The following is a 20124-nucleotide window of genomic DNA, read 5'->3' on the forward strand; positions in this document are numbered from 1 at the left end:
TATTTTAACCAGTGGTAATACTTAAGTTAAATTTTTCGTTGCTTCAGGTTGTTAAGCAGTACAACAGCGTGAATGTCGTGTAAAGTATCGGCCGCGATTCGGATTTATCTTAGGGAAAAAAAGAAAAAGCCTGGTCGACATAAAACAAATAGCCACCCTTTTTACGGTTTGTTCTGCCGATTACTTCGCCTGGGTACAGGGATAATACGTCTAACCCCACCCCATGCCAGGTTTTAACAGTGAGCGATTTGTATAACGCCGAAGGCGTCATTGACAAGAATACTCTGTGGCAGCGTTATGTTCCGCTTGTCCGCCATGAAGCCCTGCGCCTCCAGGTGCGGCTGCCCGCCAGCGTTGAGCTGGATGACCTGCTACAGGCAGGGGGCATCGGGCTTTTGAATGCGGTTGAGCGTTACGACGCCCTGCAAGGTACGGCTTTTACCACCTACGCGGTGCAACGCATCCGTGGGGCCATGCTGGACGAACTGCGCAGCCGCGACTGGGCACCCCGCAGCGTGCGCCGTAATGCGCGCGAAGTGTCGGTGGCCATGCAGCAGGCTGAACAGCTGCTCGGGCGCCCACCCACTGAAAGTGAAGTGGCGCAAACGCTTTCCATCCCGTTGGAAGAGTACCGTCAGATCCTGATGGATACCAACAACAGCCAGCTGTTCTCCTACGACGAGTGGCGGGAAGAGCACGGCGACAGTGCGGAGACACTGACGGAAGGCCATGAAGAGAGCAACCCATTGCACCACTTGCTGGAGGGCAGCCTCCGCCAGCGGGTAATGGAAGCTATCGAGGCGTTGCCCGAACGCGAAAAAATGGTGTTAACACTGTATTACCAGGAAGAGCTGAACCTGAAGGAGATCGGGGCGGTGCTGGAGGTGGGGGAATCCCGCGTCAGCCAGCTGCACAGTCAGGCTATCAAGCGCTTGCGAGCCAGACTTAATGCCGATCACTAATTGTGTGCCTGCCCGGCAGGCACTCTCTTCAGAGTTCCGCCCCTTAATAAAAAATCACTTTAGCGGAATTTTTATATGCCAGGCACATCTGTAAAAAAACGGCCGCTGAGCCGCTATCTTAAAGATTACAAACACAGCCAGACTCACTGTTCGCAATGCACCAAGCAGCTTGACCGCATGGCGCTGGTTTTCCGCGGACAGATTATTAATAAAGAAGCCATTGCCGGCATGGATCAGCTGATCGACGATCAGGTCTGGCTGAAGCTGCAAAATGAGCTGATGGCGCTGTGCCGTTTTTGCAGTGAGATCTCCTGCAACAGCAACCCTGAGTATTTTGATATTAAAGCGTTCAAGCAGTATCTGTTTGAGCAGACCGAAATGAGCCACAGCACGGTGCGTGAATACGTTGTGCGCCTGCGCCGCCTGGATGAGATGCTGAGTGCCTGCAACTATCCGCGTGACCGCATCAAGGGCAACAGCATTCACCAGCGGATCATTGAGGATTTGCCGGACGCCGGCCACAACAATTACCGTATTGCCCTGCGTAAGTATGACCAGTACCTGGCCTGGCAAAGCCAGCCGCGCTGAGCCAGCCCGTGTTACCCGATAACCGAATGCGCCCCCGTCATGCCGTGACCGGGGCGCATTTTTGTTTTTATGCGCCTTAATTGCCCCGCCGCCCGCGATCCTTAACTGCAATGGATGATTCGCAAAGAAACATCTGCTAGATCTATAGGTTGAATCTCTGCACCTTCCTGAGGGGAAACCGGTGAGCCAACAACCAAACACACCATCATACCGTTACCTGGCTGAGCAGCTGGCTGCCGTGCCGCGCCTCGACCTGGTCGGGTCTGCCACGCCGCTTGAGCGGCTCGATCGTCTCTCCGATTATCTCGGCCATGAGATCTACATAAAGCGGGATGACCTCACGCCGCTGGCGCTGGGCGGCAACAAGCTGCGCAAGCTGGAGTTTCTGGCCGCTGAAGCGTTGCGGCAGGGGGCTGACACGCTGGTCACCGCCGGGGCGATCCAGTCCAACCATGTGCGCCAGACGGCCGCCGTGGCCGCCCGGCTCGGCCTGCACTGCGTGGCATTGCTGGAAAGCCCGTTCGCCGCCCCGTCAGCTGACCATTACCACCCCGGCGACAACTACCAGCACAACGGCAACCGGCTGCTGCTGGATCTGTTCAATACTGAAGTAGTGATGTGTGACGCGCTGCACGACCCGCAGGCCCAGCTGCGCGAACAGGCGGAACGGCTGGAAGCGCAGGGCTTCCGCCCCTATGTGATCCCGGTGGGCGGCTCCAATGGCCTGGGCGCGCTCGGCTATATCCAGTGCGCGCTGGAGATTGCGCAGCGGGCGCAACAGGTGGCGTTCGGCAGTGTGGTGGTGGCCTCCGGCAGTGCCGGTACCCACGCCGGGCTGGCCGTCGGGTTGCAACAACTGCTGCCGGAGACCACGCTTATCGGCGTGACGGTATCACGCAAGGCAGAAGAGCAGCGGCCCAAAGTGGAGGCGCTGCAACAGGAGGTGTCGGCGATGCTGTCGCTGGAGGAGGCCCCCGTGCCGGTGACCCTGTGGGATGACTATTTCGGCCCGCGTTACGGCGTGCCGAGTGAAGAGGGCATGGCCGCGGTGAAACTGCTGGCGGCCCAGGAGGGCATTCTGCTGGATCCGGTCTACACCGGCAAGGCGATGGCCGGGTTGATTGACGGCCTCGAACGCAAGCGCTTTGCGGCGGAGCCCATTCTGTTCATTCATACCGGCGGTGCCCCGGCGCTGTTTGCCTATCCGCCGCAAGTATGACAGGCTTATCTATAACTTTCCGGTATAACGATAGGATGATCTATTCATGTTAACCGGTAAACTAAATGATAACATGCTGAAATCAAAATAATTAACACGTAAAAGGGGTAGCTATGGGTGTTTCCGTATTTCGTCGTCATTTACTGTTGGGCATGATGGCTGTAACCCTGACCAGCGGCATGGTCAGTAAAACCTTCGCGGCTGATGAGCTTGATCAGGTCAAGCAGCGCGGCACGCTGGTGGTGGGCCTGGAAGGCACCTATCCGCCGTTCAGCTTCCAGGGGGAAGACGGCAAACTTACCGGTTTTGAGGTGGAATTTGCCGAGGCGCTGGCGCAGCACCTTGGCGTGAAGGCCAAACTCTCCCCGACAAAATGGGACGGGATGCTCGCCTCGCTGGATTCCAAGCGCATCGATGTGGTGATCAACCAGGTCACGATTTCCGATGAGCGCAAGAAGAAGTATGACTTCTCCACCCCGTACACCGTTTCCGGCATCCAGACGCTGACCAAGAAAGGCAACGAAGCGGGCATCACCAAGCCGGCCGATCTTGCCGGCAAGAAAGTGGGCGTCGGCCTTGGCAGCAACTATGAGCAGTGGCTGCGTGAGAACGTGAAAGGCGTGGACATCCGTACCTATGACGATGACCCGACCAAATACCAGGATCTGCGCTTCGGCCGCACCGACGCCATTCTGGTAGACCGCCTGGCGGCACTGGATCTGGTGAAGAAAACCGGCAACACGATGGCGGTCGCCGGCCCGGCTTTCTCCCGCCTGGAATCAGGCGTGGCGCTGCGCAAAGGCAACCCACAGATGCTGGCCGCCATCGATAAAGCGATTGCTGACATGCAGCAGGATGGCTCGCTGAAAAAAATCTCTGAAAAATGGTTCGGTGCTGACGTCACCAAATAACCCCCGCGCCGGTGAGCGATCGCCGGCCTATTTTCACCTCCGGCGTAGTACGCCGACAGGGTTCGACAGATGCAAGAAAGTATTCAACTGGTGCTGGATTCAGCACCCTTTTTATTGAAGGGGACGCTGTTTACCCTTCAGCTCAGTATTGGCGGCATGGCCTTTGGCCTGTTCCTTGGTTTTATGCTGGCGCTGATGCGCCTTTCGCGTTTCTGGCCGCTGGCCTGGCTCTCCCGGATTTATGTGTCGATTTTCCGCGGCACACCGCTGATTGCCCAGTTGTTCATGATTTACTACGGCCTGCCGCAATTCGGCATTGAGCTGGATCCTATCCCGGCGGCGATGATTGGGCTGTCGCTGAATACGGCGGCCTACACCTCCGAAACGTTGCGCGCGGCAATTTCGTCGATTGAGAAAGGGCAGTGGGAAGCCGCCGCCAGTATCGGCATGACGCCGTGGCAGACGCTGCGCCGGGTGATTCTGCCGCAGGCGGCCCGTACTGCGCTGCCGCCGCTGGGCAACAGTTTTATCAGTCTGGTGAAAGACACATCGCTGGCGGCGACCATTCAGGTGCCGGAGCTGTTCCGCCAGGCGCAGCTGATCACGTCGCGCACGTTTGAGGTGTTCACCATGTATTTAGCCGCCTCGCTGGTGTACTGGGTGCTGGCGACGCTGCTGTCCGCGCTGCAAAACCGGCTGGAAGCCCGGGTTAACCGACAGGATCAGGAGTAACCATGAGTGCTATTGATGTAAGGAACCTGACCAAAGCCTTTAACGGCAATACGGTGCTGCACGGGATCGACTTGTCGGTGAATGCCGGGGAAGTGGTGGCGATCATCGGCCCCAGTGGTTCCGGCAAGACCACGCTGTTACGCAGTATTAATCTGCTGGAAGTGCCGGACGGCGGCACCATCAGCGTCGGCAAGATAACGATTGACGGCGGGCAGTCACTGAACCGGCAGAAGCAGAAGGTGCGCGCCCTGCGCCAGCAGGTTGGGTTTGTGTTCCAGAACTTTAATCTGTTCCCGCACCGGTCGGTGCTGGAGAATATTATTGAAGGCCCGGTGATTGTGAAGGGCGAGAAGCGCGCCGAGGCGGAGCAGCGCGCCCGCGAGTTGCTGGCGAAAGTGGGGCTGAGCGGGAAGGAGAGTGCTTACCCGCGCCGTCTTTCCGGCGGGCAGCAGCAGCGCGTGGCGATAGCCCGCGCGCTGGCGATGCGCCCGGAGGTGATTTTGTTTGACGAACCGACCTCCGCCCTCGACCCGGAGCTGGTAGGCGAAGTGCTGAGCACCATTCGCGCGCTGGCCCAGGAGCGCCGCACCATGGTGATCGTCACCCACGAGATGAGTTTTGCCCGCGACGTCGCCGACCGCGCCATCTTCATGGACAACGGCCGCATCGTCGAACAAGGCCCGGCCAAAGCGCTGTTCGCCAACCCGCAACACGCCCGCACCCGCCAGTTCCTGGACAAATTCCTGAACCAGTCATAATCAAAAAGGTGCGGGAACCCCCGCACCTTTATTTCTTCTTTCTATTTTCCCAAATACCCCGTATATCCACCCCGGCGAAAAATATCTACCGCTACAAAAACATCCCCCAACTTTTTCCTTACATAGCCAGGAATTTGCAGTCTGGTAGGGGCGTAAAAATCATTGCCGAGTGGAGCCGCAGGGCCGGGCGAGCGGGCAGGACGCGTAAAAATCTCCACCTACCATTTCCTTACATAGCCAGGAATTTGCAGTCTGGTGGGGGCGTAAAAATCATTGCCGAATGGAGCCGCAGGGCCGGGCGAGCACACACGGATGTGTGCGAGAGTCGCAGCCACGCCGGGAGCGTGTCTGCGGCGGCCCGATTAGCCCGTAGGCGAAATGAGGGGAGACGCGGTAGCGTCCAATGATTCAGCCGGGGCACCCAAAGCGCGGGGATGCAAGGGGCGGGCGCTTACGCGCCCCTTGCGCGGTGGCGGCAGCGGGGCCACAGAAAGACGTCGGAAGTATGCCAACGCAACACACCTCGATCCCAAAAACAAAAAAGGCGCGGTTCCCCGCGCCTCACTCCCATCACCCAATGGTCATCAAACTCGCATTGCCCCCCGCCGCCGCGGTATTAATACTCAGTGAACGCTCCAGCAGCAGACGCTCCAGCAACAGATGCGTCTCACCACGGGCGAAGCCCTGCACCGACACAATCGCCCCGGCGCGCTGGGCCACATGCTCACACAGCGCACGCAGCTGATCGGAATCGCCGTGGTGGATCACTGCGTCATACTCGGCATTGCCTGCCTGCCAGTCCGGCGTGAAGTCAATGCGCGCCTGCACCTCCTGCGGCAGTCGTTTGAACAGCGCCCGTTGCATCTCGCCTTCCGGCCATAGCACCCGGCTGCCCACCGACAACACACCGGCCAGTTGCGTCCAGGCATCGTTCTCATCGTCTGCCAGGCAGAGCACCTGCTCACGCGGCATCAATGCGTAGGTGTTGCGCTCGCCTGTCGGCCCCGGCAGGGTACGCACGGTGCCGCCCTGCGCCCAGTCGGCGTAGTGCTGGCACAGCACCGACAGCGGCGTCAGCTGCTGCGCGTCTGCCCAGTTTTTCAGAGCCTGTAACGGGGCCTGCAACGGCTGGCGCGCGCTGGAATCCAGCGCCAGTTGCTGATCCTGGCGGGTCAGGGTGCGGTGCACCGCATCATCCGGACGGCTGGAGAGCAGGCGGTAGAGGTAGAGCGGGCCACCGGCTTTCGGGCCGGTACCGGACAAGCCTTCGCCGCCGAACGGCTGAACGCCCACCACGGCGCCCACCATATTACGGTTAACGTAGAGGTTGCCGACGCGCGCCTTGCTGGTCACGCGGGCAATGGTCTCGTCGATGCGCGTATGCACGCCCAGCGTCAGGCCATAGCCTGCGGCGTTGATCTGGTCGATCAGGCCGTCGAGGTTCTGGCGGGAATAACGCACCACGTGCAGCACCGGGCCGAAGATCTCGCGTTTCAGCTCGTCAAAGCTCTCCAGCTCAATCAGCGTCGGTTTAATAAAGGTGCCGAGCGGCCACTCTTTCTCATCCTGCGCATTGGCTTTCGCTGCCTGATAGACCTTGCGGCCTTTGGCACGCATGGCGTTGATGTGTTTTTCGATATTGGCTTTGGCTTCGGCATCAATCACCGGGCCAACGTCGGTGGAGAGGCGCTCCGGGTTGCCCATGCGGCATTCGGCCATGGCGCCGCGCAGCATCTGCAGGGTGTGTTCCGCCACCTCATCCTGTACGCAGAGCACGCGCAGGGCCGAGCAGCGCTGACCGGCGCTGTCGAAGGCAGAGGCGACCACGTCCGTGACGACCTGTTCGGTCAGCGCGGAGGAGTCAACGATCATGGCATTCAGCCCGCCGGTTTCGGCAATCAGCGGCGTCGGGCGGCCCTGCGGGTCAAGGCGGCCGGCGATGTTGCGTTGCAGCAGCGACGCGACTTCCGTGGAGCCGGTAAACATCACGCCGCGTACGCGGGCATCATTCACCAGTTTCGCCCCTACGGTGGCACCGTCACCCGGCAGCAGTTGCAGCACCCCGGCCGGTACACCCGCTTCATGCAGCAGTTTCACCGCCAGCGAAGCGATAAGCGGCGTCTGTTCTGCCGGTTTGGCCAGCACGCTGTTGCCTGCCGCCAGCGCGGCGGCAATCTGGCCGGTAAAGATCGCCAGCGGGAAGTTCCACGGGCTGATGCACACCACCGGCCCCAGCGGGCGGTGGCTGTCATTGGCGAAGTCCTGGCGGATAAGCCCGGCGTAATAGTGCAGAAAGTCTACCGCCTCGCGCACTTCGGCAATTGCGTTGCTGAAGGTTTTGCCCGCCTCGCGCACCAGCACGCCCAGCAGGTTTTGCAGCTGCGCTTCCATCAGTTCCGCCGCACGTGACAGGATGGCAGCACGCTCTTCCGGCGGGGTTGCGAACCAGATCGGCCCGGCCGCCGCAGAGGCGTCCAGCGCCCGGCTGATCTCCGCCTCGGTGGTATCACGCACATAGCCCACCACATCACGTGGTTCCGCCGGGTTAATTACCGGCTGCGCCTCGCCGGCCTCTTTCTCGGCATCGATCAGCGGTTCCGCATTCAGCGGGTGCGCGGCAGTGCTGAGCAGGGCACTGGAGAGGGAAGCCAGGCGCTGTTCATTGGAAAGATCCAGGCCGGAGGAGTTAACGCGCTCGTCACCATACAGCTCACGCGGCGACGGAATGCGTGGGTGCGGCAGGCCAATCTGCCCCTCCTGGGCAGCCAGCGCCTCCACCGCACTGACCGGATCGGCCACCAGCTCTTCCAGTGGCAGGGTGGCATCGGCGATGCGGTTAACAAAGGAGGTGTTCGCCCCATTCTCCAGCAGGCGGCGCACCAGATAGGCCAGCAGCGTCTCGTGGGTGCCCACCGGCGCATAGATGCGGCACGGGCGGTTCAGCTTGCCGTCGGCAATGTTGCCCACCACCTGCTCATACAGCGGTTCGCCCATGCCGTGCAGGCACTGGAACTCATACTGGCCCGGGTAGTAGTTATTGCCGGCCAGGTGGTAGATCGCCGCCAGTGTGTGGGCGTTGTGGGTGGCGAACTGCGGGTAAATCAGGTTCGGCACCGCCAGCAGTTTGCGGGCGCAGGCCAGGTAGGAGACGTCGGTATAGACCTTGCGGGTGTAGACCGGGTAGCCCTCGAGGCCGTCCATCTGGGCGCGTTTGATTTCGCTGTCCCAATAGGCGCCTTTCACCAGACGGATCATCAGGCGGCGGCGGCTGCGGCCGGCCAGGTCGATCAGGCTGTCAATCACGAACGGGCAGCGTTTCTGGTAGGCCTGGATCACAAAGCCGATGCCGTTCCAGCCGGCCAGCTGCGGTTCAAAGCAGAGTTTTTCCAGCAGATCGAGCGAGATCTCCAGCCGGTCAGCCTCTTCGGCGTCGATGTTGATGCCGATGTCATACTTGCGTGCCTGCAAGGTCAGCGCCAGCAGGCGCGGGTAGAGTTCGTCCATCACGCGCTCATACTGGGCGCGGCTGTAACGCGGGTGCAGCGCCGACAGCTTGATCGAGATGCCCGGCCCTTCATAGATGCCGCGGCCATTGGAGGCTTTGCCGATGGCATGGATCGCCTGCTGGTAGGACGTCAGGTAGGCCTGCGCATCCGCTTCCGTCAGCGCCGCCTCACCCAGCATGTCATAGGAGTAGCGGAACCCTTTCTCTTCCAGTTTACGGGCATTGGCCAGCGCCTCGGCAATGGTCTCCCCGGTCACAAACTGTTCACCCATCAGGCGCATCGCCATATCCACACCTTTGCGGATCAGCGGCTCGCCGCTCTTGCCGATAATGCGGTTCAGCGAGCGGGAGAGGTTGGCCTCATTGTGGGTAGAGACCAGGCGGCCGGTAAACAGCAGCCCCCAGGTCGCCGCGTTGACAAACAGAGAGGAACTGCGGCCGAGGTGGGAGTGCCAGTTACCGTTGCTGATCTTATCCCGGATCAGTGCATCGCGCGTCGCCTTGTCAGGAATACGCAGTAATGCCTCGGCCAGGCACATCAGCGCCACGCCCTCTTGTGAGGAGAGGGAGAACTCCTGGAGCAGCCCTTGCACCATTCCGGCGCGTCCGGTTGCCCCTTTTTGGTGCCGCAGCTTCTCTGCGATGCGGTAAGCGAGCTGATGGGTAGACTCCGCCAGCGGGGCAGGCAGGCGCGCCTGCTCCAGCAACATCGGCACCGCTTCCGTCTCCGGGCGGCGGTAGGCAGCGGTGATAGCCGCACGGTTCACCGACTGCGGCAGGATCTGCTCAGCGAATTCCAGGAAAGGCTGGGGGGCATCGCTGGTGGGCAGGGCAGCCACTTCATCGCCCTCTGCCGCCGTAGCGCCTGCCGCCGCAAATTCCGGTAACGCCTCGCCACTCTCCAGCCGTTCCAGATAAGTAAAAATGGCCTGCTTGATTAGCCAGTGCGGCGTCCGGTCGATCTGTTGCGCGGCAGTTTTGATGCGGTCGCGTGTGGCTTCGTCCAGCTTCACGCCCATTGTGGTAGTGCCCATGCCAACTGACTCCTGTAGTCGATACTGCTTTAAGAAGAGATGCGCCGGGATTCGGAAAATATTCCCGGTTTCTGACAAGACCAGGGTTTCTGTTAAAACGCGAAAAAAACTGCGCAGAGAATAGCGCCCCTGGGGTTCATGTTGCAACTTTGTGCAACCCTGTTTTTGCTATGTGCTCTAAATGTAATTTATGCAGGATTCATGCCGCTTTTTACACCAAATTCTGTTAACAAAATAAACAGGCACAGTTATTGCTTAAGAATTGGCGTGCCGGGGTAACACGGCATTCTGATTACGCCCGCCTCAGGCCCGGCGTGGCCTGAACGCAGGGCCCCGTTTTTGATGTGGGGCAGTATCACGGTGATACCCCGGAAGTGCTACTGAGTACAACCGCCGGTGATTATTTGTGTGATGCGGCGTAAGGTTTATGTTTCCTGAATGTTAAATGCCTTGGCGCGGCACGGTAACCTCATCTAGGATGTGCCGCGCAGCAGACAGGGTAGACGAAAAAAACAACAGGGTATTACCCCAGCCGTTGGCGTGGTTTTTCAGAAAGTCACGACACGCAAAAAGCAGTCATAAAACAAGTGCAACACAACATGATACCCCGTTCCGGTATCTTCTTACGCCTGACGGCAGTGCCGGCCGCCAGGAGAGACAGGGCGTTTCACAGGGACCCCCCGCGTGAATCCGATTAAAAAGTACGTGGAGAAAACACATGACAGTTAATACGCCAATGATGGTGACCTTCCTGGTCTACATCCTGGGAATGGTGGTCATCGGCTTGCTGGCATACCGCCGCACCAATAATTTTGATGATTACATCCTGGGCGGCCGCAGCCTGGGCAGTGTGGTGACCGCCCTCTCTGCCGGCGCGTCCGACATGAGCGGCTGGCTGCTGATGGGCCTGCCGGGTGCCATTTTTATCTCCGGCATCTCCGAAAGCTGGATTGCCATCGGCCTGACGCTGGGTGCTTACCTTAACTGGAAGCTGGTGGCCGGCCGGCTGCGGGTGCATACCGAAGCCAACAATAACGCCCTGACGCTGCCGGACTATTTCACCAGCCGCTTTGAAGACAAAAGCAAGTTGCTGCGCATCATCTCCGCGATCGTTATCCTGGTGTTTTTCACCATCTACTGTGCCTCCGGCATTGTGGCCGGTGCCCGCCTGTTTGAAAGCACCTTCGGCATGAGCTATGAAACCGCCCTGTGGGCCGGGGCAGCCGCCACGATCGTCTACACCTTTATCGGCGGGTTCCTGGCCGTAAGCTGGACAGACACCGTGCAGGCCTCCCTGATGATCTTCGCCCTGATCCTGACACCGATCATCGTGATCATGGCGGTCGGTGGCATCGACACCTCCATGCTGGTGATTGAGGCCAAAAACCCGGCGTATGTAGACATGTTCAAAGGCCTGAATGTGGTGGCCATCCTCTCCCTGCTGGGCTGGGGGCTGGGCTACTTCGGCCAGCCGCACATCCTGGCGCGTTTCATGGCAGCGGATTCCCACCACACCATCCGTAATGCCCGCCGCATCAGCATGACCTGGATGATCCTCTGCCTGGCCGGCACCATTGCCGTGGGCTTCTTCGGCATCGCCTATTTTAATAACAACCCAACGCTTGCCGGCAATGTGTCGGAAAACGGCGAGCGTGTGTTTATTGAACTGGCAAAAATCCTGTTCAACCCGTGGATCGCCGGCATCCTGCTCTCTGCCATCCTGGCAGCGGTCATGAGTACCCTGAGCTGCCAGCTTCTGGTCTGCTCCAGCGCCATTACGGAAGATCTCTATAAGGCGTTCCTGCGCAAAGGCGCAAGCCAGCGTGAGCTGGTCTGGGTCGGGCGCCTGATGGTGCTGGTGGTGGCGCTGGTCGCGATTGCCCTGGCCGCCAACCCGGAAAACCGCGTACTGGGGCTGGTCAGCTACGCCTGGGCCGGTTTTGGTGCGGCCTTTGGCCCGGTGATTCTGATCTCTGTGATGTGGTCCCGCATGACCCGTAACGGCGCACTGGTCGGGATGCTGGTCGGGGCCATTACCGTGATTGTCTGGAAACAGTACGCCTGGCTGGATCTGTATGAAATTATCCCGGGCTTCCTGTTTGCCAGCATCGCCATTGTGGTGGTGAGTCTGATGGGCCGCCTGCCGTCTAAGGTCGTTACTGAGCGTTTCCGCCTCGCGGAAGAAGAGTTCCATACCCGTTAAGCCACCGGCCGGGTAACGTGCGTCGCCGGCCAGGGCGCCGCCCGGCCATAGCGGGTTACCCGGCTGCACAGGGCTGTCAGGCCGTGTGCGGCAGGGCTGCCAGCTGAAGCGCCCAGTGCCGGGCAGCGGCGCGCTGCTCTTTAGCGCGCAGCTGCAGGGCCAGGTTCAGGGCCGCCAGCTGGCGCGCATTGTCAGCCATTTCAGGCGGCAGGCGTTGCTGTTCAGCCAGCCAGGCCGCCACCTCCGCCCAGCGCCAGAGCGGGGACGCACCTTTCAGGCGCTGCACCGGTGACGGAAAGTTACCGGTGCCGCGTTTTCCCTCTTTTAACAGGGCAATCGCCTGCCGGGTCATCCCGGTCAGTTCCGCAATATCACTCAGCCCGACCAGATCGGCATCTGCCGCGACAACGCTTGCCCGCAACGGGGCGGCTTCACAGTCACGCACGGCGCTCAGCAGCGCACTGCTGAAATCGTCGGCTTCACGGTCAAACTCCAGGTAAACCGTCTGGTTATAGGCGCAAATCAGCGCATCTTCACATCCTTGCTCAAATAAGTGTTGCTCCAGGTTGGGCGTCGCCGGGGTGACCCCGGCCAGCGTCAGCGAAAAATGGTAAACGGGCATCAATGCTCCTTAACAGGCGGCTTCCCGACCTGCGGGTTAAAAGGCGGTTTCCCGCCTTGATTAACGAGTAACTGACATGCCGCCCTCAGGCAGGCAGCTGTCAACCTTGCGCCGGATTTGGCACGCATGGCGCTCCGGAACGGCAGGGGTAGACCAGACGCTCATCATATGTTCCCTATGATGTGGCGTGCCGCAATATAGCCTGCCAAAGGCATGGCCCCGGCCTTCAAGGAATGTCCAGCCTTGTGATAACGCATACTCAATGGCTGCCTGAATATGCTTATTGGGGTGAGTTCTCATCGCCCTCCGGTTAGTGTGGGTAAGATAAATCCTCTGTTGACGGTTGTCAACACCGTTACGTGGCGGCATCTCTTTGGCAGAGGCCCCACGGCGCCCGGCCGTAATAGCCCGGGGCGCGCCGTGAGTGTGCGGGAGCCGCACGCAGGCGTGAAGGGTTAACCTGTTGAAAATTATAAAATTAAAAAATGCTTCCAGAAAAATATGTAAACGGCGTGGCCAGTTGCAGAAAGTGTGAGTACCTGTTTCCAGACAGGCGGGCAGGGCAAAGCGGGTTTATTCACAGAAAACCACAGGCGGGCTCTTGCTTTTCTTTTTTTTGGAATGATAATCACTCTCGTTTTGTTTTACTCTTCTTTACAGAGCGCATGGGCCGGTTGCGGCCATTTATCTGGGGTAGCAGGTATGTTCGTACCATTTCTGATTATGTTCCGCGAAGGGCTGGAAGCCGCGCTGATTGTGAGCCTGATTGCCGGTTACCTGAAACGTACCCGGCGCGGCCACTGGCTTGGCGCGGTGTGGGCAGGGATCATTGCGGCGGCAGTGCTCTGCCTGGCGCTGGGTATTGTGATCAACGAAACCACCGGGGAGTTCCCGCAGAAACAGCAGGAGCTGTTTGAAGGGCTGGTGGCGGTGGTGGCCGTCTGTATCCTGACGTATATGGTGTTCTGGATGCGCAAGGTGTCACGCTCTGTCAAGGTGCAGCTGGAGCAGGCGATCGACCAGGCGCTGGAAAAGCGCCGGAGCGGGCGCGGGCAGGCGTGGGCGCTGGTGGCCATGGTGTTCTTCGCGGTGGCGCGTGAGGGGCTGGAGTCGGTGTTTTTCCTGCTGGCGGCATTCCAGCAGGATGTCGGCATCGCGGCACCCATCGGCGCGCTGCTGGGGCTGGGGTGCGCCATCGTGCTGGGCGGCCTGATCTACTGGGGTGGGGTCAGGCTTAATCTGGCGCGCTTCTTTAAGTGGAGCAGCCTGTTTATCCTGCTGGTGGCCGCAGGGCTGGCGGCCGGGGCTATCCGCGCCTTCCATGAGGCAGGGCTGTGGAACGGTTTCCAGAGTGTGGCCTTTGATCTCAGCGCGGTGCTCTCAACCCACTCACTGACCGGCACCCTGCTGGAAGGGGTGTTTGGTTATCAGGAAGCGCCGACCGTGAGTGAAGTGGTGGTCTACTTCGCTTACCTGATCCCGGCGCTGATTCTGTTTTTCCTGCCTTCCGATAACGTTCCGGCAGCCACGGCAGCCGGGCAAAAAAACAGTCATTAATTTTTTATTCTGGTCAGGGAGTATTCACCGTTATGCCTATGTTATCCCGTTTTATGCGCCGCCGTGCGCTGCACCTTACCCTGCTGGCGATCCCGGCGTGTTTCCTCAGCGCAGCCGCCCAGGCAGACGACGTGCGCCAGGTCAATGTCACGGTCAATGATACGCAGTGTGAGCCGATGCACCTCACCGTACCGGCCGGTAAAACCCGCTTTGTGGTGCGTAACACCAGCCAGAAAGGGCTGGAGTGGGAGATCCTGAAAGGGGTGCTGGTGGTGGAGGAGCGCGAAAACATCGCGCCGGGCTTTACCCAGAAGATGACGGCGACGCTGGAGCCGGGCGACTATGACATGACCTGCGGCCTGCTGAGCAACCCGAAAGGCAAGCTCACTGTCACGGCCGCCGGGGCAGCAGCCGCCGCCAAACCGGACGCGCTGGCGCTGGTCGGGCCGATTGCGGAGTATAAAGTCTATGTGATGGGCGAGGTGAGCCAGCTGGTTATCCAGACCCAGGCCTTCACCGACGCGGTGAAACGCGGCGATCTGGCGGCCGCCCGGGCGTTGTATGCCCCGGCCCGCCGCCACTATGAGCGCATCGAGCCGATTGCCGAACTGTTCTCTGATCTGGACGGCAGCATCGACGCCCGTGAAGATGACTTCGAACAGAAAGCCGCAGACCCGGCCTTCACCGGCTTCCACCGCCTGGAGAAGATCCTGTTTGGGGATAACACCACCGAAGGCGGTGCGCCTTTCGCCGATCGCCTGCTGAAAGATACCCAGGATCTGCAAAAACGCATTAACGATCTCACCTTCCCACCGAACAAGGTGGTGGGTGGCGCGGCCGGGCTGATTGAGGAAGTAGCGGCCAGCAAAATCAGCGGCGAAGAGGATCGCTATAGCCGCACTGACCTGTGGGATTTCCAGGCCAACATCGACGGCGCACAGAAAATTGTGGGCCTGTTGCGGCCACTGTTGCAGAAAACTGACCCCGCCTTGTTGGCGCAGATTGACGGCAACTTCAGCAAAGTGGATGGCCTGCTGGCGAAATACCGCACCCCGCAGGGGTTTGAATCTTATGACAAACTCACCACCGCTGACCGTAATGCGATGAAAGGGCCGATCACCGCGCTGGCGGAAGATCTGGCCAAACTGCGCGGCGTGCTGGGGCTGGATTAACACCGTGAGCAAACCGACTTCTTCCGGCGGTTGCCCGTTTGGGGCACACGGCGCGGCGTCGCTCTCCCGCCGCCGTTTGCTGTTGGGCATGGGCGCAGCGGGCGGGGCGCTGGCCCTGGGCCGCACGGCACAGGCTGATAGTGCGCAGGCTGATAGTACGCAGGCTGATAGCACGCAGGCCGAAAAGCCGGTCTCTGCGCCGGGCACGCTGTCACCGGATGACCGCTGGACGCGCCAGCCGTTCCACGGCCCGCATCAGGCCGGCATCCTGACGCCGCAGCAGGCGTCAATGATGCTGGTGGCCTTTGACGTGCTGGCTGCCGATAAGGCGGCCTTGCGCCGTTTGTTTGCCTTGCTCACTGACCGTATCGCCTTCCTGACCCACGGCGGCGAAGCGCCCTCCGTGGACCCACGGCTGCCGCCGCTGGATTCCGGCGTGATGGGGGCGCAGATCTACCCGGACAACCTGACGATAACCGTGTCACTCGGCAACGCGCTGTTTGATGAACGTTTCGGGCTGGCTCCCCATAAACCGCTGCGCCTGCAACGCATGACGCGCTTCCCGAATGACTCGCTGGATGCGGCCCAGTGCCACGGCGATCTGCTGTTACAGATCTGCGCCAATAACAGCGACACGGTGATCCATGCGCTGCGGGACATCATCAAGCACACGCCGGATCTGCTCAGCGTGCGCTGGCGGCGCGAGGGGTTTATCTCGTCCCATGCGGCGCGCAGCCGCGGCAAAGAGACGCCGATCAACCTGCTCGGCTTCAAGGACGGCACCGCCAACCCGGACACCCGGAACAGCGCGCTGATGGACCAGGCTGTCTGGGTGACACCTGATCAGGGGGAACCGGCCTGGGCGGTGGGCGGCAGCTACCAGGCGGTGCGTATTATCCGTTTCCATGTGGAGTTCTGGGACCGCACCCCGTTGCAGGAGCAGCAGACCATTTTCGGCCGTGAGAAACTGAGCGGGGCGCCGCTCGGGATGCAACATGAGCAGGATGTGCCGGATTACCCCAGTGACCCGGAGGGCAAGGTGATCCCGCTGGATGCGCATATCCGGCTGGCGAACCCGCGCACCCCGGAAACCGCGGCCAACCTGATGCTGCGCCGGGGTTACAGCTATTCGCAGGGCGTGTCGAATTCCGGCCAGCTGGAGATGGGCCTGCTGTTCGTCTGCTACCAGCATGACCTGGAAAAGGGCTTCCTGACGGTGCAAAAGCGCCTTAATGGGGAGGCGCTTGAGGAGTACATCCGCCCGATTGGCGGCGGTTACTTCTTTGCGCTGCCCGGCGTGGCACCGGGGCAGATCCTGGCACAGGCACTGCTGGAGGCCTGATCCCCCGCGCCGTGATGATTTCCTATCCATAAGCAAAGCAGGCCCCTTCGGGTGGCCTGCTTTATGCATTCTGCTTATCGGCGCAGCGCAGGGGCGTACACGTACCCACGCAGTCGGCTGATTCGGCGGTCAAAAAATCATCAGTTGAACCGTTGCCTCATAAATATTTACACAACTGTAACACTAATGAATAAAGAGTCATTATACTCAGAGTAACTGCCGGCCCGATTGCGGCAGTGAACCGAAACCGGTGTACGGCAGCGATGCCGGCCTTCATTGCGAGGAGCGCTGATGCGAGAGTCCATGATTGGGCTGTTAGGTAAACGTTCAGGCATTCACTCTTTCACTCGTCGTCATGAGGGCAGCCCCCTCGCCACCGCCATTTTCGGCACGCATCATTCCCTATCAACCCGTTTAACCCCCTTTGTCATATCAGTGCATGAAAACGTTGTCTGCGGAGGATACCTCTGCCAGCACAACCTCTCTTCATGGTGCAATGCCATGCCCCCAGGGCAGCAACGCCCGGCAGGCGAACCCGGACGCACCATTTTCATTGGCCAATGCGGTCTTAAAGGGGACCAACCTCATCTGTATGTGAAACCTGTTATTCGAGTAGTCGTCTGCGGTGAATGTATGCCGCAACGCTAGGTGAAACAAACTGTAAGGTGCCACTATGGGAAGACAGAAAGCAGTGATCAAAGCGCGTCGTGAAGCAAAACGCGTAATCCGCCGTGATGCACGCAGCCACCGGCAGCGTGAGGAAGAGTCCGTTACCTCCCTGGTCGAAATGGGCGGGGTAGAAACCATCGGTATGGCGCGTGATAGCCGCGACACCTCTGCTATAGAAGCCCGCTCGGAAGCGCAGGGTCAGTACTTATCCGCTATAGAGACCAAGCAATTGATCTTCGCCACCGGCGAGGCGGGTTGTGGGAAAACCTTTATCAGCGCGGCCAAGGCCGCTGAAGCACTGATTCATAAAGAAGTTGATCGGATCATTGTAACCCGCCCGGTATTGCAGGCCGACGAGGACCTCGGTTTCCTGCCCGGCGATGTGTCGGAGAAGTTTGCCCCCTATTTCCGGCCGGTGTATGACATCCTGTTGCGCCGCCTCGGCTCGTCGTTTATGCAGTACTGCCTGCGGCCGGAGATTGGTAAGGTGGAGATCGCCCCGTTTGCTTATATGCGCGGGCGCACCTTTGAGAATGCGGTAGTGATTCTGGACGAAGCGCAGAACGTGACCGCCAGCCAGATGAAGATGTTCCTGACGCGCCTGGGTGAAAACGTCACCGTGATTGTTAACGGCGACATTACCCAGTGTGACTTGCCCCGCGGCGTGAAATCGGGGTTGAGTGATGCGCTGGAGCGCTTCGAAGAGGATGAGATGATCAGTATTATCCGCTTCACCAAAGAGGATTGCGTCCGTTCGGCGCTCTGCCAGCGCACGCTGCATGCCTATTCCTGACCATGACGGCCGGGTCACCCGGCCCTGACAGCAACACCCCCTCCAAAGGCCGCAGACTGCGGCCTTTTTTGCGTCACTGCATAATGATCATCAGGTAGGCGAAGAACAGCGCCAGGTGCGCCGTGCCGTTCAGCACATTGGTGCGCCCGGTGGAGAACGAGATCTGGCACAGCATCAGCACCGCCAGCATCACCACGATGTGCGGCGGCTCCAGCCCGAAGATCAGTTGCTGGCCGGTCAGGGTAGCGATAATCGTCACCGCCGGCACCGTCAGGGAGATGGTGGCCAGCACCGAACCAAAGAAGAGGTTCATCGCCCGCTGCACCTGATTATTGAGCACCGCCCGCAGCGCCCCCAGCCCTTCGGGGGAGAGGATCAGCAGCGCCACCAGGAAGCCGGTGAACTGCGCCGGGGCGTTCAGCGCATCCAGCAGGCCCTCCAGCGGCGTGGCGTTAAACTTGGTCACCGCGATCACCGCCACCAGATGCACCACCAGCCACAGCCCGTGCCACAAACTGCTGTGGGCCGACGGTTTGCCGTGGTGCGGGTCATCGCCTTCATCCTCATGCTCATACACAAACAGGCTCTGGTGGGTTTTGGTCTGGATCAGCAGGAACACGCCATACATCGCGGCGGAGATGGCGGCCACCAGCAGCGCCTGCGCGGTCGAGAAGTTGCCGCCGGGCAGGGCAGCGGGCAGCACCAGCACAATCACCGCCAGCGGGAAGATCGCCATCAGGTACTGTTTGATACCGGCCAGGTTCACATACTGAGTGGCAAATTTGCGGCCACCCAGCAGCAGCGATACCCCGACCAGCCCGCTGGAGACGATCATCAGGATGGAAAACAGCGTGTCACGCATCAGTGCCGGGGCTGCGTCGCCGGTGGCCATCAGCGCGGAAATCAGGCTCACTTCCAGGATCACCACCGAGAGGCTCAAAATCAGCGAGCCGTAGGGCTCACCCAGCCGGTGTGCCAGCACGTCAGCATGGCGCACCACGCTGAAGGCGCTGGCCAGGATCCCGACCAGGGCCAGCAGGTTAATGCCCGCCAGTGCCGGCAGGCTGGAGACGTTGCCCCACAGCGTCAGCACGACCAGGGCGAGGATGGGTAACAGCAGAGAGTATTCACTGTGTCGGGTTTTGGCCCGAACCGGTGCAGCAGGCGAAGTCATGGTTCTGAGGCTCCTTATTCAGCATCGCGTGAAGGCAGAAAGGCGCACCGGGTGAACGGCCTCCGGTGGCGCTAAGTATAGTCATGGCAGGTGAAAACGCTGGCACCGTAACAAATTAGCGGGCATTCAGGGGGAAATTTACGTACTTTTACGGCATTGGACTGGTTTCACTGCCATAGCGCCTTTCTGAAGGGGTAATATCACGCGTTATGGGCCTTTTAACCGGTGTGTCCAGAATGATTATTTATATAATAGTCTTATTAATCAAAATATAAAAAAGATTAGCCTGATTTTATGCAGTAAATAAGGGTTATTGCCAGGAGATCGGCGAAAAAACAGGAATGGCTGCCGGCGGGGCAGGGTATCTGCCATGATCTACACTTACAGCAACCCGCAGCCCTGACAAGGCTGCGTCTTTGCAAAACGAGCATTCAGGAGGAACCATGCCGTATAAATCCCGTACCGACCTGCCGGACAACGTGCGCAATGTGCTGCCGGCCCACGCCCAGGATATCTATAAAGAAGCGTTTAATAGTGCCTGGGACGAGTATAAAGATAAGGAAGATCGCCGTGGTGATGACAGCCGCGAAGAGACCGCCCATAAAGTGGCGTGGGCTGCGGTAAAGCATGATTACCAGAAAGGCGATGACGACCACTGGCATCCGAAGAAAAAACATTAATCCCCCCAAACCCGGGCCGGGCTGCAGCATGGCGGCCTGGTCTCATTTCCCCTTGGCGTTAGACTTTCTCCGCCTATGCTTATGCGCTGGGAACGGTTCCAGGGGCGTTTTACGGGCAAAATTCACAGAATGTCACGCATATTGTCATGCAATTTAATTTTGTGACCGGAGGCAACCTTGAAAGGCCAGGAATAAACGCATAA

Annotated in this window: 16 protein-coding genes; 12 read left to right on the forward strand and 4 right to left on the reverse strand. The window is 59.7% G+C overall.

The window, feature by feature from the left end:
* Nucleotides 1-239: 239 nt before the first annotated feature.
* The 6 genes from CYR55_RS10120 to tcyN all read left to right on the forward strand — a co-directional run bounded on the left by CYR55_RS10120 (nucleotide 240) and on the right by tcyN (nucleotide 5170).
* A complete protein-coding gene (locus CYR55_RS10120) occupies nucleotides 240-962 on the forward strand; it encodes an RNA polymerase sigma factor FliA (protein WP_101816025.1) in 723 nt (240 codons plus the stop codon).
* A gap of 75 nt (nucleotides 963-1037) precedes the next feature.
* Nucleotides 1038-1550 carry a flagella biosynthesis regulatory protein FliZ gene (gene fliZ, locus CYR55_RS10125; RefSeq protein WP_072928540.1) on the forward strand — a complete coding sequence of 171 codons (513 nt, stop codon included), beginning with the start codon at nucleotides 1038-1040 and terminating at the stop codon, nucleotides 1548-1550.
* A 217-nt stretch (nucleotides 1551-1767) separates the two neighbouring features.
* Nucleotides 1768-2769 (forward strand): D-cysteine desulfhydrase, encoded by a 1002-nt coding sequence (locus CYR55_RS10130; protein WP_241522130.1) that lies wholly within the window; start codon nucleotides 1768-1770, stop codon nucleotides 2767-2769.
* A 113-nt stretch (nucleotides 2770-2882) separates the two neighbouring features.
* Nucleotides 2883-3680, forward strand: a complete 798-nt coding sequence (gene tcyJ / locus CYR55_RS10135; RefSeq protein ID WP_101816026.1) for a cystine ABC transporter substrate-binding protein — start codon at nucleotides 2883-2885, stop codon at nucleotides 3678-3680.
* 69 nt (nucleotides 3681-3749) lie between these two features.
* Nucleotides 3750-4412, forward strand: a complete 663-nt coding sequence (gene tcyL, locus CYR55_RS10140; protein ID WP_101816027.1) for a cystine ABC transporter permease — start codon at nucleotides 3750-3752, stop codon at nucleotides 4410-4412.
* A gap of 2 nt (nucleotides 4413-4414) precedes the next feature.
* On the forward strand, nucleotides 4415-5170 hold the full coding sequence (gene tcyN / locus CYR55_RS10145; RefSeq protein WP_101816028.1) for an L-cystine ABC transporter ATP-binding protein TcyN: 756 nt from the start codon (nucleotides 4415-4417) through the stop codon (nucleotides 5168-5170).
* 570 nt (nucleotides 5171-5740) lie between these two features.
* Here the strand turns inward: tcyN and putA are convergent.
* Nucleotides 5741-9709 (reverse strand): trifunctional transcriptional regulator/proline dehydrogenase/L-glutamate gamma-semialdehyde dehydrogenase, encoded by a 3969-nt coding sequence (putA, locus tag CYR55_RS10150; protein ID WP_101816029.1) that lies wholly within the window; start codon nucleotides 9707-9709, stop codon nucleotides 5741-5743.
* 718 nt (nucleotides 9710-10427) lie between these two features.
* On the opposite strand from putA, the gene putP reads away from it, so the two are divergent.
* Nucleotides 10428-11912: a sodium/proline symporter PutP gene (putP, locus tag CYR55_RS10155; protein ID WP_101816030.1), complete on the forward strand. Its 1485-nt coding sequence runs from the start codon at nucleotides 10428-10430 to the stop codon at nucleotides 11910-11912.
* Nucleotides 11913-11988: 76 nt separating this feature from the next.
* On the opposite strand, the gene CYR55_RS10160 is transcribed toward putP, so the two are convergent.
* Nucleotides 11989-12534: a helix-turn-helix transcriptional regulator gene (locus CYR55_RS10160; RefSeq protein ID WP_101816031.1), complete on the reverse strand. Its 546-nt coding sequence runs from the start codon at nucleotides 12532-12534 to the stop codon at nucleotides 11989-11991.
* Nucleotides 12535-12594: 60 nt separating this feature from the next.
* Entirely contained in the window at nucleotides 12595-12834 is a 240-nt protein-coding gene (locus tag CYR55_RS23970) for a hypothetical protein (RefSeq protein ID WP_101816032.1), read from the reverse strand.
* A 402-nt stretch (nucleotides 12835-13236) separates the two neighbouring features.
* Here CYR55_RS23970 and efeU point away from each other — a divergent pair, with 402 nt between their 5' ends.
* The 4 genes from efeU to phoH all read left to right on the forward strand — a co-directional run bounded on the left by efeU (nucleotide 13237) and on the right by phoH (nucleotide 18067).
* Entirely contained in the window at nucleotides 13237-14091 is an 855-nt protein-coding gene (efeU, locus tag CYR55_RS10170) for an iron uptake transporter permease EfeU (protein ID WP_101816033.1), read from the forward strand.
* 38 nt (nucleotides 14092-14129) lie between these two features.
* Nucleotides 14130-15263: an iron uptake system protein EfeO gene (gene efeO, locus CYR55_RS10175; protein ID WP_101816034.1), complete on the forward strand. Its 1134-nt coding sequence runs from the start codon at nucleotides 14130-14132 to the stop codon at nucleotides 15261-15263.
* 4 nt (nucleotides 15264-15267) lie between these two features.
* Nucleotides 15268-16605 (forward strand): iron uptake transporter deferrochelatase/peroxidase subunit, encoded by a 1338-nt coding sequence (gene efeB / locus CYR55_RS10180; protein WP_277622322.1) that lies wholly within the window; start codon nucleotides 15268-15270, stop codon nucleotides 16603-16605.
* Nucleotides 16606-17278: 673 nt separating this feature from the next.
* The gene (phoH, locus tag CYR55_RS10185) at nucleotides 17279-18067 is read left to right on the forward strand and encodes a phosphate starvation-inducible protein PhoH (RefSeq protein ID WP_101816035.1); all 789 of its coding nucleotides are present in this window, start codon (nucleotides 17279-17281) and stop codon (nucleotides 18065-18067) included.
* Between the two features lie 73 nt (nucleotides 18068-18140).
* Here the strand turns inward: phoH and chaA are convergent, their stop codons facing one another.
* Nucleotides 18141-19241 carry a sodium-potassium/proton antiporter ChaA gene (gene chaA, locus CYR55_RS10190; RefSeq protein ID WP_101816036.1) on the reverse strand — a complete coding sequence of 367 codons (1101 nt, stop codon included), beginning with the start codon at nucleotides 19239-19241 and terminating at the stop codon, nucleotides 18141-18143.
* Nucleotides 19242-19684: 443 nt separating this feature from the next.
* Between chaA and chaB the strand changes: the two genes are divergently transcribed.
* Nucleotides 19685-19921 carry a putative cation transport regulator ChaB gene (chaB, locus tag CYR55_RS10195; RefSeq protein WP_101816037.1) on the forward strand — a complete coding sequence of 79 codons (237 nt, stop codon included), beginning with the start codon at nucleotides 19685-19687 and terminating at the stop codon, nucleotides 19919-19921.
* The last annotated feature ends 203 nt before the right edge of the window (nucleotides 19922-20124 follow it).

The sequence above is a fragment of the Chimaeribacter californicus genome, from assembly GCF_002858675.1.
Classification (GTDB): domain Bacteria; phylum Pseudomonadota; class Gammaproteobacteria; order Enterobacterales; family Enterobacteriaceae; genus Chimaeribacter; species Chimaeribacter californicus.